Source organism: Thermocrispum agreste DSM 44070 (assembly GCF_000427905.1).
Taxonomy (GTDB): Bacteria; Actinomycetota; Actinomycetes; order Mycobacteriales; family Pseudonocardiaceae; genus Thermocrispum; species Thermocrispum agreste.
The window spans coordinates 1-12,550 of the sequence record NZ_ATYX01000014.1 but is presented as its reverse complement, the minus strand read 5'-3'; the positions used below and the strand labels follow the sequence as shown (position 1 = coordinate 12,550).

Here is a 12,550-nt window from a genome sequence, read left to right as displayed (position 1 = left end):
GGGGGGGGCTGGAAGCCAAGCCTTGCAGCGGGCCGCGCGCAATCCGCCGCGCGAGACACTTCGCCGACCGGTCACGTCCATCAGCCGCGCAGCCCTTGCCGCGGCCGCCTCGTGCTGCCTGGACCGGCCGGCTGGAAACCGCCCACGGACGTCGGTAGCGCGGCAACGAAGAGTTCCAGCCGACGTCCGATCGGCGTCCGATCAGTTCTGCTGCATACCGGGGTGCGTGGGCGACGGATCGGGCGCGTACCGGTTCTGCTGCCTGCGCTGGCTGGCGGCGTGCGACTCCCAGGACAACCGCTGGAGGACCCACTCCTGGGCCAGTGCCTGCGGCGACGTCCCACGCTCCGCGGCGATCTGCTTGAGCTCGTTCAAGGCGACCAGGTTGAACCGCAGCTGCAGGACCTGCGCCTCGCCGAAGCGCCGTCCGCTCTGGGTCGTCTCCGGCCCGGTCTCCGGCGCCAGCGCGGCCAGGTAGCTCTCCAGCTCGTCGTCGTCCGCGGTCGGCGGGTTCGCGATGTCGCGATGCCTGCCCGCGGCGGGCGCACCCGGCTTCGGGGCGTTCTTCGGGTTCTTGGCTTTCGTGCTGAACAGGGGGATGGGCACGGCGGCCACGATAACGAAAGGGTCTCGACCGCGCCACCGCGGCATGGATCGATCATCTGTGGCGTTGATCGGGACGAGAGCACATCGGCGAGGAGCAGACCCGGAGCCGGACAGGGGAGAAATGGAGAGCCCCCGCGCCAGGGGGAGGAACGCGGGGGCCGGAGGGGATCTCCACAGGCGCTGACCGGGGGTGTGTCAGCACCGTCGATTGTGACACGAAACGTGGTCGGCGAGCGAGGCAAGGCCGCAGTTTCTGCCCGAAATCCGACCTCGCTGACCTTGACGAGGTCACGCTTTCGGTCAGTTGGCGGGCGTGCCACCGCGACCGTTTGGCGGAATCACACCGGCGATCGCCGCCCGGCTGACCAGGCGTAACGACCGGACACAGTGGAACGCAGCGAGGGGCGAGAAGGGCAGTTCACCCAGCGGGGGGCTGCCTAGCCGGCGCGAATGTGACTAGCCTCGCGCCAAGCCGTAGTTCGGACCGCCGAGGACGCACGCGGAGGGGCCATGAATGGATCACTCGAAGTCCGGCAGTTCCTCATGCGCTACGAAGGCGAGTCCGGCACGGCCTCGTCCGGGACGCTCCCCGCGCAACGCAACGGAGCGGCAGGCGACGCCAACCGGATCACCGACGACCAGGTCCGGCGGGCCCGGCTGGCGGTGGCCAGCAGCGCCATGGACGCGGACGACTGCACGCAGCTTCTGGACATGCTCGGGCTGCTCCCCGGCCCGGACGGGGTGACACCGGTACAGCGCTGAGGCGGCCGGCGGCGAGCAAGCGGCGGACCGCACGCGTCCGCGGCGCGGACTGCGGTGTGTGAAAAATCATGCCGACGAGGTCAGCTGGCACTGTTGCCGTCCGCGACGGACGGTCTCCCCTTCGCGGCCTCCCCTTCGCTGGTTCGCGTCACCGCGTGACTCGTGCGCCGCCTCGCTTCGCAGCCGACCGCGCCGAGCCACAACGGCTGGTCAGCGGCGCATGATCGGCCCGGGCACCGGTCCCACCTGCCCGCAGGGCCATCCAGTACCCTGGTTTCCGGAGGCCGACGGCAGCAAACCGACCCTCCCTGCGGACCCCGTTCGCGAGTGTCGTATGCTAGTCGCGGCTCCCAACGGAACAGCCGGGCTCCCATCGTCTAGCGGCCTAGGACTCCGCCCTTTCAAGGCGGCAACGCGGGTTCGAATCCCGTTGGGAGCACGAGGTATGATCACAACCGAACATGGCCCTGTGGCGCAGTTGGTTAGCGCGTCGCCCTGTCACGGCGAAGGTCGCGGGTTCAAGTCCCGTCAGGGTCGCTCGAGCAGCGGGCTCACGCTTGTGGGCCCGCTGTTTCGTGTCCGGACCATGGCGCACGTGGCCGCAAGCGCGTGACCGACGCGGTGGCACCGCCACGTGGGCCCGACGACAGCAGGCTCCCCAGAATGCTCTATGCTGTGGTCAGTTCGGCCAGGTAGCTCAGTTGGTACGAGCGTCCGCCTGAAAAGCGGAAGGTCGCCGGTTCGATCCCGGCCCTGGCCACCACACAGGACCAGCGAAAACGGCCCCCGTCACCTTCGACAGGGGCCGTTTCTCATAGCTCAGGGTTGCAGTTTGGGTTGCAGCTTGGGTTGCGATTGACCTTGCAGCTGGCTTCATCGGACTCGTCGCCAGCGCTGTCCACCCCGTCCTCCTCGCCCTCCGGCCGTGCATCCTGAGCCTCGTCCGGCCCTCGCCGGTTGGATTCGGCATCCCACAGGATCGGCGAAGAAGGCCCCGGCCAGTGGCCTGGCGGGGCCTGTTTCCTAGGCGATAGTTGCAGTTTTCGTTGCAATTGCCCCCGGCGGCGGGTCTCCTACGACTGCCAGAGGAAGCCGTTCAGACGGTTGGCAATGTCAGTTCGGATCGCTCCGGTGATGTGCCGGTGGCGCCATGCGACCGCCCCACAGGCTCCATCGCGACGCACTCCGGCAGCTCTAGGAGGAGAGGACCGTCACCCCGTCCGATGTGGTCACTCCCCACGCGGGTGTCCCAGCGTCGAACACGGCATCGAACGTGCCCGCATGCCACGGCCACTCGCCACGCGGGCGTCCCAGCGTCCACCGGAGCGGGCTCGTACCCGGCGAACGCCACACTCGGGCAGGTCAGTTCGCCACTGACGAAGATCCGTGCACTAGATCCGTGCGCTAACAGCGCCCACGACGTGGTCGACCGGGTCAGCCAGGGCCCCCGCGGACACCGGGATCGTCCGTTCGGCAACGCGGGTGTCGAACGTGGCCGCGGACTCGGGCCCGTGGACATCGGGATCGTCCTGTGGGTCGCCCCAGCCGGCCATGGTCGCGGCCTGGTCCACGACAGCCGCAAACCCGGGTACCTCGGTGACCGTCCCGCACCGAGGTCTTGAGAGGCACATCCGAATTTCGGTCGGCCGGGTGCCCCCACCCCGCCGACCAACGTCGGTCGAACCAGTCGCGGCTCGTGTGGCTCTTCCTCGCGCCACGCTGCCCGCGGCACCAGTCGGCCGACCTCGCTTCCTGGCCTGCCTACTCCTCGGCCTCTTCGCGCGGCTCGAGGAGCTGGCACAGCCGTGCATCGGCCTGGCGCTCGAACCGGCCACGGCAGGGTTGCCGCTTTTCCCCGCGCTGCCGGCCCAGGACGGGGTTTCGCCGACGACCGGCGCACCAGCCGATGCGGTCGTCTACCTCGCCTACACCTCCGGCTCGACCGGCGAACCGAAAGGAGTGCTGCACTCCAGCAACACGCTGCTGGCGCCGATCCGCGCGATGGCCGCGGACTGGCGGATCGGTGCGGACTCGGTCCTGTACTCGCTGTCGCCGCTGAGCCACAACCTGGGCTTCGGCGCGATGCTGATGGCACTGTGCCTGGGCGGCACCCTGGTCAGCCACGACCTGCCGCGCGGCGAGAGCGTCGCGCGGCGCATGCTCGAGACCAAGGCGACGTTCGCCTTCGGCGTGCCGACCCACGCCATCGACCTGCTCGGCGAACTCGCCGACGGGCCGATCACGCGGTTGCCCGGGCTGATCGGCTTCCGCGTCTCAGGGGCGTCGGTGTCCCCGCAGGTCGCGCAGCAGATGCTCGATCGCGGGATCGTGCCGCAGAGCGGCTACGGGATGACCGAGGCGGGCAACATCCACTACACGCGTCCCGACGACCCACCCGAGCTGATCACCGGCTCGTCGGGACGCCCGTTCCCCGGCCACCAGGTCAAGATCGTCGACACGGACGATCCGGGGCGCCCGCTGCCGCCCGGCGGAATCGGCCACATCCTGGCCCGTGGGCCGAGCGTCACCTTGGGCTACTTCGACGATCAACTTGCCACCGAGCGGTCGTTCACCGAGGACGGCTGGCTGCACACCGGGGATCTGGGCTGGGTGGACGAGGCGGGCAACATCAGGATCACCGGGCGGAAGAAGGACGTGATCATCCGGGGCGGGCACAACATCTTCCCGGCCCGGATCGAGAACCTGGCCAACACCGCACCCTCCGTGGCGCGGTCGGCCGCCATCCCGGTGCCGGACGAACGGCTGGGCGAAAAGGTCTGCCTCGTGGTCGCCCGCAAGACACCGGAAGCAGAAGTGGACGGTGACGCGCTGCTGCGGCATTTGGACGAGGCGGGCCTGTCGAAGTACGACATGCCCGAATACCTCGCCGTGGTGGACGACATACCGCTGCTGCCGTCCGGCAAGCTCGACAAGCTCAGCCTCATCGAGCTTCTCAACGCAGGCAAGCTGGAGAAGACGCCGATCCGGTTCCGCCCGGGGGCATGACGGGAGCAGCGATGCGGGCTGTACGGGTGTTCGCGTTCAACGACCGGTCCAAGGTCGCCGTGTGCGACCTGCCCACCCCGACCCCGCAGCCGGGGGAAGTGCTGGTCGAGGTGAAGGCCGCCCCGGTGAACTACGTCGACCTGGTCACGATGCGGGGCGAATACCAGTTCAAACCCGAGCTGCCGTACACCCCGGGGAAGGGGCCGGTCGGCGTCGTCGCCGCGGTCGGGCCGGACGTCGACCGGGTCACGATCGGCGACCGGGTGCTGGCCATGGCCGAGTACGGCGGCTACGCCGAGTACTGCCTCGCCCCCGCGGCCCAGACCTACCGGCTGCCCGACGAGGTCGGCTTCTTCGACGCGGCCGACATGTCGCTGGCCTACGACACCGCGTGGATGGCGCTGATCGACCGGGCCCGGCTGCAGGCAGGGGACCGCGTGCTCGTGCTCGGGGCGACCGGGGCGGTCGGCAGGGCCGCCGTGCAGCTGGCGCGCGCCTTGGGCGCCGGGCAGGTCGTGGTGGGCGTCAGCTCTGCCGACCGATTCCCCGAGCTGCGCAGGCTCGGCGCAGACGATTACGTGGAAGTTGCCGGCGATCGGCTGCGGGACACGATCCGCGACCGGGTGCTCGAGGTGACCGGCGGGCACGGCGCGGATGTCGTCGTCGACATGCTCGGCGGCGACGTCTTCGACGGGGCCGTGCGCGCGGTCGCGTGGCGCGGACGCCTGGTCGTCGTGGGGTTCGCCACCGGCCGCATCCCGACGCTGAAGATGAACTACCCGTTGTTGAAGAACATCGAGATCTCGGGTTTGCAGATCAGCGACTATCGCAAGCGGCTGCCCGAACGGCTCGACGAGTGCTTCACCAACGTCTTCGAGCTGGCCAAGCGTGGCGCGCTGACGTTCCAGCCCGCCGAAGCATTCCCCCTCGACGAATGGCACCGCGGCCTCGAGGCGCTGGAATCCAGGTCGGCGCGCGGGCGTGTGCTTCTCGTGCCCTGACCCGGCGCACGATACCCCGATCGGCTTCCCAGTCGGGGGAATCCGGCCTTCCCAGCCACGCTTCGTCACTACAATCCTCGCCGGGTGCCCGGGGTCGGCACCACTGGGGTTCTCACTCTCGATTCGTCGATCGGACAGGTATGACTCATCCTCAAGGCCCGTACGGTCCCCCGCCGAACATGCCGCCCACGGGCGGTCATCCGCAGCAGCCGGGGTATCCGCCCTACGGCTACCCGCCGCATCCGCCGAAGAAGTCGAACACCGCGGTGATCGTCAGCATCGTCGTGGTCGTGCTGGTCTTGGGCACGCTCGGCATCACGGGCTTCGTCGCCCCCGGCTTCTTCCTGTCCGACGACGAATCCTCCGGCGACGGCTCGTCCACCGCGAGCCCGGCGGGCGCCGTCGACAGCATCGTCGCCGCGCTGAACAGCAAGGACGCCAGCGCCCTCGAAAGCATCAAGTGCTCCCAGGCCAGCAAGGGGGTCAGCAACACGATCAGCCGCGTCTCGGAGATCGACTCCGCCCAGCTGAACGGCGAAGTGCGCACCATCGGCGACACCCAGGCGGAAGCGAAGATCACCGTCGTGTTCCGGCAGCGGCCGGTGGACGGCTTCTTCTTGGTGATCAAGAACAGCGACACCTGGTGTTGGAGCGACGTCGGCTCACAGAGCCACGCGGGCTCTGTCGGCGACGGCGCACCTCAGGCACCCCAGGTCCCTGCACCGCCGGAGGGCGCGCCCCAGATCCCCGCACCACCCGGGGGTGCACCCCAGCCCCCTGCGCGCCTCCCAGGCCCACCCGAAAGTGTGGCGGAGACCTTCGTCAGCAAGGTCAACAGCAACGATCTCGCCGGAGCCACCCAGATGGCATGCCGCGAACCGGAGACGTTGCGCCAAGCCATCGACCTGCTGGTTTCGCGGGCAGGCACGGTGACCATCGAGGACTATCACACCGACCCCGGCTTCCTCGGGGTCGTACTGCACGGCAACGACGGCATCAAAGCCGGATACCTCACCCTGAACAGCGACGACGAGACGACCTGGTGTGTCTCCAAACTCGAGGTGGATGGCGAGTAGGCGAGGAGATCCGCCCTCGGCCGTCGGGCAACCACTGCCGGATCAGCGCGAAGGTGCGGCAGATGTCCTGGCTTCGCGGTACCTGGTCGGCCCGTCGTGGCCGAGCTCGAGGCCGACACCCCTAGTGCCGTGAAGATCCACACCCACGTCAAGCTCAAGGCCGCGTGGGTGCCGGGGAGGACAGCGTCGAGATCGCCTCGCACAACCTGTCTACGGCCGCGGCCGTCGTCGTCCATGTCGAGCTGATGGCCTTCGTGCCCCCGGCGGGGAACCGCTGCTCGACACGTTCCTGGCAGTTGCGACGCAGGGGAACAGTCGTGATCATCCTGGGGCGCCTCGCTGGGGCTGCTGCTGGCAGCTGCGACGCAGGGGAACGGTCTCTGCCGACGCCTCGTGATCGCTATGACATAGGACACACATCAGTCCCCCTGGCAACCGCAGTGCGCCTCCGGCCCTCAGTACGGTCGAGCGAAGATCTTTTCCACTGGGGGACGAATGGCGAGCACCGGGAGCAGGCAGGCCAATTGGGACTTGATTCGCATCATCGCGGTGCTCGGCGTCGTCTCGGGGCACATCACCTTTCTCGGGCCACGCATCATGCCCGGCGTCGACGAGTACCCCGTGGAGCTGGGCGTGCGGATGGGGGCGAGCACGCTGCTGGTGCTGTCCGCCTACTTCGCGTGCGTGACGCTGCGCCGCGGCGCACCCGGCCGGTGGCTGGTCCGTCGCCTCGCCCGGCTGCTTCCCGCTTACCTGGCCACCGTGCTGATCCTCTACGTGGTCAGCCGGATCGCGGTGCCGTTGTTCAACGGCTGGGGAACCTCGGGCGGGGTGTTCGAGCGGCTGTTCGGCGAGCCGCAGGTGACCGCTCCCGAGCCTGGGGCACCCGCACCGTGGTATCTGCCGGACGTCGCCGACCTGATCTCCAACCTGCTGCTGGTGCCGGCCTGGCATGACGGCTGGGTGCCCCTCGACTACTCGTACTGGACGCTGCCGTTGCAGGTGCTGGCTTTCGTGCTGGCGGCGGTGATTTTCCGCTGGCGGCCCACCGTCACGCAGACCCGCATGCTGGCGAGGGGACTGGTGGCGCTGAGCGTCCTGACCTCCCCGCTGAAGATCGTGCCGAGCGTGATGGACAGCCCGGTGTCCAACGTGCTGAACGGGCTCGGGGTGTGGAACGCCTACCTTTTCGGGCTCGGCGTCGCGATCTGGCTGTGGTCACGCGGGCACGTCTCCACCACCGAACTGACCCTGCTGTGCGTCGTCGGCACGCTGACCCACTTCGGCTCGGCGAACTGGGAGCTCCCAGCGGGGCTGGCGTTCGGGGCGATGCTGGTGTTGATGGCTGTCGCGGCGCGCGGCAAGGACTGGCAGTCCCTGCAACCGATGCGGCGCCCGCTTGCCTGGCTCGCCGCGCTCACCTACTGCATCTACCTGGTCCACCAGCAGCTCGGCTACGTGCTGGCGCGCGCCCTCAGCGACGCGGATCTGCCCGGGTGGCCGCGGCTGATCGGGGTGGTGGCCGGCGTCGGGTTCGTCGCGTATCTGCTGCACGTCCTGGTGGAAAAGCCGGCTTACCGGGCGCTCACCCGGCCCCGTAAGCCAGGACGGCCTGCGCAGATCACGACGACCGCCACCGCTTAGGCAGCGCCACCTCCCGACGGCCTGCTCCCGGCTACCGGAACGGCTGGGCCTGACCGGGTCAGGCGACATGGTGCGATGCGCCTCGTGCCGCCAGACGATGGTGCGATGCCCCTAGTGCCGCCAAACGGTCCCGCGGCGCTCGTACTCCAGCACCATCTCGGTCCGCACAGCCACCTGTGGGCTGACGAACCGTTCCACCATCCACAGCGCCACATCCAGGCCGGACGTGATGCCACCGCCGGTGATCACGTTGCCGTCGTCGACCACACGCGCGTCGATCACGTTCGCGCCTTGCTCGGCGAGGTCGGCCTTCGCCATGTGGTGCGTGGTCACGTTGCGGTCCTTGGTGAGGCCGGCCGCCGACAACACCATCGTGCCGGTACAGATGCCCACCAGCACTGCCTTCACCCTGGCCAGCTTGGCGAGGAAAGCTTTGTCCTTGATCAGCTGGTGCACACCGGGCCCGTCCTGATCGTTGTAGCCACCACCGGGCACCACGAGGACGTCCGCCTTGTCCGGGGTCCAGCCGGACGGCACGGAGACCCGTGTCCCGTGACGGGCGGTGACCAGCCGCGGCCGGTCCGGCGTCACCTGGGTCACCTCGACGGCACCGTTGCTCAGCTGGCTCGCCAGACCGAGCACCTGGACGGGTGCGACGAAGTCCTGATCCTCGACGCCGTCGAACATCAGCACCTGCACCCGCAGCGTGGACCGCGGGCTGGACGGCGCCCGCTCCGCGGGTGGCGCCTGCTCCGCGGACTCGGAACCGGGTTCAGCGGCGGTGGCCGCGGCAGCACCCAAGCCCGCGGCTGCACCCAACGACAAGGCCGAAGCGCGCATGAAGGTACGACGTTCCATACCCGGATGCTCGGCCGATCACCGGGAAAAGTTCACGACGGCACGGCACATTGTGCATGTTGGCCACCGCGGAATGCCCGTTCGACCACCCGGTCAGCACATCGCGGCCGTGATGTCGCATCGGCCGGGCACCGGGCTCGTGCACCCGGGCGCACCCTGAGGTTGCCGCGAGCGCGACGAGCTCCCCTGAGGTTGCCGCGAGCGCGGCAAGGCAGCGAAAGCCCGGGGAACGCGTCGACTCGCCTGCCCGTAGCGGCCGCCGGAAAGACACCCGAACGAGGGGTGTTCGCGGCCCGCAGGCCCAGCGACCGCCGTGATTTCGGCCACCCCACGTGCCCGCCGGTTCGGCCTCCCACCGCGCAACGCAGTTGAGTCCCGCATAGTGGTGTAGCGCGGTCGCCGAGCTCGTCGTGGTTGTAGACGTAGACGCGGCCATCGCGTGATCCTTCGAGTGAACCTCTCACAGCACCCTCGAATGGAGTCATCACGATGACCGCTCCCCACATTGTCGACCCTGGCGGCATGCTCGGTGAAGCCCTCGCCGAGGCCAGTCCCGATCTCATGCGATCGCTGCTGCAGACCGTGATCAATGCCCTGCTGTCCGCTGATGCCGACGCGGTCGTGGGCGCCGAGTACGGGCGCTTGACCCCGGGCCGCATCGCCCAGCGCAACGGCTACCGCCACCGCGATCTCGACACCCGCGTCGGGACCATCGACGTCGCGGTCCCCAAGCTGCGCAAGGGCACCTACTTCCCCGAGTGGCTCCTGGAGCGCCGCAAGCGCGCCGAGTCCGCGCTGATCACCGTCGTGGCCGACTGCTACCTCGCCGGGGTCTCGACCCGACGGATGGACAAGCTCGTCAAACAGCTGGGGATCGACTCCCTGTCCAAGTCCCAGGTCTCGCGCATGGCCGCCGACCTCGACGAGCACGTCGAACAGTTCCGCCACCGTCCCCTGGACACCGCCGGCCCGTTCACGTTCGTGGCCGCCGACGCGCTGACGATGAAGGTCCGCGAGGGCGGGCGGGTGATCAACGCGGTCGTGCTCATCGCCACCGGCGTCAACGGCGACGGCCACCGCGAGGTCCTGGGCATGCGGGTCGCCACCTCGGAGACCGGGGCGGCCTGAAACGAGTTCTTCGCCGACCTGGTCGCCCGCGGCCTGACTGGGGTCCGGCTGGTCACCTCCGACGCTCACGCCGGCCTGGTCGAGGCCATCGCTGCCAACCTGCCCGGCGCTGCCTGGCAGCGCTGCCGCACCCACTACTCCGCCAACCTCATGAGCGTGACACCGAAGTCGATGTGGCCGGCAGTCAAGGCGATGCTGCACTCGGTCTACGACCAGCCCGACGCCCGCTGCCGCATCAACATCGTGACCACCACCGACCCCGAGATCGGAGCCGACCACCTGCCCGCACTCACCGCCTGACACATCAAGAAGGAGAACGCACCGCTACACCACTACCCCGGAATTGACCCGCAACGCGCCGACGGACAAGCTCCGTTCCGCCGCTCCACCGCACTACAGTGCTTCTCTGCACCGTATCGGGTGATCAACTTCAGTACACGGCGACCAGGTGTCGAGACTGGCGTGGCGACCCGGTATCAGTGTGGATATCAGGGAGGTCGTGACGGTGCGCGTGCAGTGTTTGGAGAGCAAGACCGCCCCTGCGGGTGGCGACGGAGCGACGGCGGACGCAGAGGTTCTGGAAGGCGCACGAAACGAACGGCTCCCGGACGCCCGCGGTGCGCAGGCATCGCGTGGCGCCTCGGCAAGCCGCGCCTGCTCGTCGACGCGGCCGAAGACCTCCCCCTCGAGCTGGGCAGCCGGTTCGCCGTGCGGCTGGGCGAGCGGCGCCAGTGCATCGGCACCTGGCACCTGGACGAGCGCAGGCCGTGCCCGTTCCAGGAGCCGCTGGACACGGCCACCACCAGCGCGCAGTGCCAGCCGTGCGCGGCGGCCGACCCGGGCCGCGCGGTGGCCAAGGACACCGTCCTGGACAACCGCCGCTTCCACCTGTACCTGGCCTGGTTCGGCCCCGGCCTGATCAAGGTCGGCATCTGCGCGGTGCATCGCGGCCTGAGCAGGCTGCACGAGCAAGGGGCGCTCGCCTCCACCTGGCTGGCCAGCGGCAGACACGGCCCGATCCGGCAGATGGAGAAGGCGATCGCCGAAGCGGGCATAGCGGTCGAGCGCTACCGGCACGACACCAAGACCTCCGCCTGGTGGGCGTACTCCACCCCGGAGCGGCGGCACAACGAGCTGCGCACCGCGCACCAGCGCGCCCAGGCGATCCCGAACTGGCCGAAGGACGTCGACCTGGCCCCGTGCCTGGTGGTCGACCACACCCACCTGTACGGGCTGGCCGATCTGCCGCTCGGCCTGGACCGGGCCGAGGCGCTGCAGCCGGGGGCCGTCGTCGCCGGGCGGCTGTGCTCGGTCATCGGCAGCAACCTGGTGCTGGACAACGCCAACGGCCCGGTGGTGGTGGACGCGCGACTGCTCGCCGGGTGGACGATCACCCCGGTGGAGGCGAACCGCGAGCACGGCGTGGAGCGCGCCAGCCTGCGCACCTCCGCCCAGCAGACGCTGTTCTAATCGCACGATGCGCGTCACTGATCGCACGATGCGAGTTCTGGTGATCGAGGACGACGAGGATCTGCGGCATGCGGTCGCCACGGACCTGGCGGCGGCCGGGCTGGAGGTGGACGAGGCGGGCGACATCGCGCAGGCTCACCGGGCGCTGGAGTCCGCCGAGTATCACTGTGCGGTCTTCGACCGGATGCTGCCGGACGGGGACGCGATCACCTACGTACACCGGCGGCGGCAACAGGGCTGGGCCGTGCCGGTGCTGTTTCTCACCGCGCGCGATCAGCTCGCCGACCGGCTCGCCGGGTTCGAGCACGGCGGGGACGACTACCTGGTCAAACCGTTCGCGGTGGGGGAGATGACCGCCCGGGTGCTGGCGCTGTGCCGCCGCGCCGGAGCTGCCCGCCCCTCGGTGCTGCGGCTGGCCGACCTGGAGCTGGACAGCGCCCGCAGACAGGTCCGTCGCGCCGGCGTCCTGCTGACGCTGACCAGCAAGGAGTTCGCGGTCCTGGAGTACCTGGCGGCGCGGCCGGACCGGGCGGTGCCGCGCGCCGAACTGCTCGAGCACTGCTGGGGCGCCGCGGAGGATCCGATGTCCAACGTGGTCGACGTCGTGGTGATGCGGCTGCGCCGGAAGCTGGGCGAACCGAACCTGATCCACGCGGTGCGCGGGCTGGGTTATCGGCTGACCGATCCCACGCGCGGCGGGCGGTGATCTTTTTCCGCTACCTTCGGTATGTGCGCGTGCTGGTCACCGAGGACGACGAGGACTTGCGGATTGCCGTGGAGGCCGCGCTGCGCGCCGCCGGATTCGCGGTGGACGTGGCCGCCGATTTGCCGGAAGCCGACGAGGCGCTGGCGGTGAACGCCTACGACTGCGTGGTCTTCGACCGGATGCTGCCGAGCGGTGACGCCCTGGAGTACGTGCACAATCGGCGCCGAGCGGGCTGGCCGGTGCCGGTGCTGTTCCTCACCGCGCGCGACGCGGTGGCCGATCGCATCGCCGGC

10 protein-coding genes, 3 tRNA genes and 1 pseudogene are annotated in these 12,550 nt (G+C 69.4%); 12 read left to right on the top strand and 2 right to left on the bottom strand.

Annotated elements, in window-relative coordinates; translation table 11 throughout:
• Positions 1–201 precede the first annotated feature (201 nt).
• A complete protein-coding gene (locus tag YWY_RS21370) occupies positions 202–606 on the bottom strand; it encodes a hypothetical protein (RefSeq protein ID WP_084609179.1) in 405 nt (134 codons plus the stop codon).
• 510 nt (positions 607–1,116) lie between these two features.
• Between YWY_RS21370 and YWY_RS0110250 the strand changes: the two genes are divergently transcribed.
• The 8 genes from YWY_RS0110250 to YWY_RS0110210 all read left to right on the top strand — a co-directional run bounded on the left by YWY_RS0110250 (position 1,117) and on the right by YWY_RS0110210 (position 8,095).
• On the top strand, positions 1,117–1,368 hold the full coding sequence (locus YWY_RS0110250; protein WP_028847527.1) for a hypothetical protein: 252 nt from the start codon (positions 1,117–1,119) through the stop codon (positions 1,366–1,368).
• Positions 1,369–1,734: 366 nt separating this feature from the next.
• Positions 1,735–1,807: transfer RNA gene (locus YWY_RS0110245), tRNA-Glu, on the top strand.
• A 24-nt stretch (positions 1,808–1,831) separates the two neighbouring features.
• A tRNA-Asp gene (locus YWY_RS0110240) sits at positions 1,832–1,905 on the top strand.
• A gap of 149 nt (positions 1,906–2,054) precedes the next feature.
• Positions 2,055–2,131: transfer RNA gene (locus tag YWY_RS0110235), tRNA-Phe, on the top strand.
• Positions 2,132–3,066: 935 nt separating this feature from the next.
• Complete coding sequence (locus tag YWY_RS21365) at positions 3,067–4,374, top strand: class I adenylate-forming enzyme family protein (protein ID WP_051310133.1); 1,308 nt, start codon at positions 3,067–3,069, stop codon at positions 4,372–4,374.
• An 11-nt stretch (positions 4,375–4,385) separates the two neighbouring features.
• Positions 4,386–5,375, top strand: a complete 990-nt coding sequence (locus YWY_RS0110220; RefSeq protein ID WP_038044989.1) for an NADPH:quinone oxidoreductase family protein — start codon at positions 4,386–4,388, stop codon at positions 5,373–5,375.
• Between the two features lie 140 nt (positions 5,376–5,515).
• The gene (locus tag YWY_RS23235) at positions 5,516–6,451 is read left to right on the top strand and encodes a hypothetical protein (RefSeq protein ID WP_169725238.1); all 936 of its coding nucleotides are present in this window, start codon (positions 5,516–5,518) and stop codon (positions 6,449–6,451) included.
• 495 nt (positions 6,452–6,946) lie between these two features.
• Positions 6,947–8,095, top strand: a complete 1,149-nt coding sequence (locus YWY_RS0110210) for an acyltransferase family protein (protein WP_028847524.1) — start codon at positions 6,947–6,949, stop codon at positions 8,093–8,095.
• A gap of 111 nt (positions 8,096–8,206) precedes the next feature.
• On the opposite strand, the gene YWY_RS0110205 is transcribed toward YWY_RS0110210, so the two are convergent.
• The gene (locus YWY_RS0110205; protein ID WP_028847523.1) at positions 8,207–8,953 is read right to left on the bottom strand and encodes a DJ-1/PfpI family protein; all 747 of its coding nucleotides are present in this window, start codon (positions 8,951–8,953) and stop codon (positions 8,207–8,209) included.
• 489 nt (positions 8,954–9,442) lie between these two features.
• On the opposite strand from YWY_RS0110205, the pseudogene YWY_RS21355 reads away from it, so the two are divergent.
• From YWY_RS21355 to YWY_RS0110185, 4 genes and pseudogenes are all read left to right on the top strand, one after another.
• A pseudogene (locus YWY_RS21355) lies at positions 9,443–10,306 on the top strand (IS256 family transposase); the annotation flags it as partial.
• 483 nt (positions 10,307–10,789) lie between these two features.
• Entirely contained in the window at positions 10,790–11,551 is a 762-nt protein-coding gene (locus YWY_RS21350) for a DUF2797 domain-containing protein (RefSeq protein ID WP_051310131.1), read from the top strand.
• Between the two features lie 7 nt (positions 11,552–11,558).
• The gene (locus YWY_RS0110190) at positions 11,559–12,257 is read left to right on the top strand and encodes a response regulator transcription factor (protein ID WP_245566633.1); all 699 of its coding nucleotides are present in this window, start codon (positions 11,559–11,561) and stop codon (positions 12,255–12,257) included.
• A gap of 23 nt (positions 12,258–12,280) precedes the next feature.
• A partial coding sequence (locus tag YWY_RS0110185) for a response regulator (RefSeq protein WP_028847521.1) occupies positions 12,281–12,550 on the top strand: 270 nt, incomplete at its 3' end.

What these genes read in the sequence shown, in the direction of transcription:
- YWY_RS0110220 (WP_038044989.1), top strand. Translation starts at nt 4,386, where the DNA reads ATGCGGGCTGTACGGGTGTTCGCGTTCAACGACCGGTCCAAGGTCGCC.
- YWY_RS0110250 (WP_028847527.1), top strand. Translation starts at nt 1,117, where the DNA reads ATGAATGGATCACTCGAAGTCCGGCAGTTCCTCATGCGCTACGAAGGC.
- YWY_RS0110205 (WP_028847523.1), bottom strand. Translation starts at nt 8,953, where the DNA reads ATGGAACGTCGTACCTTCATGCGCGCTTCGGCCTTGTCGTTGGGTGCA.
- YWY_RS23235 (WP_169725238.1), top strand. Translation starts at nt 5,516, where the DNA reads ATGACTCATCCTCAAGGCCCGTACGGTCCCCCGCCGAACATGCCGCCC.
- YWY_RS0110190 (WP_245566633.1), top strand. Translation starts at nt 11,559, where the DNA reads ATGCGCGTCACTGATCGCACGATGCGAGTTCTGGTGATCGAGGACGAC.
- YWY_RS0110210 (WP_028847524.1), top strand. Translation starts at nt 6,947, where the DNA reads ATGGCGAGCACCGGGAGCAGGCAGGCCAATTGGGACTTGATTCGCATC.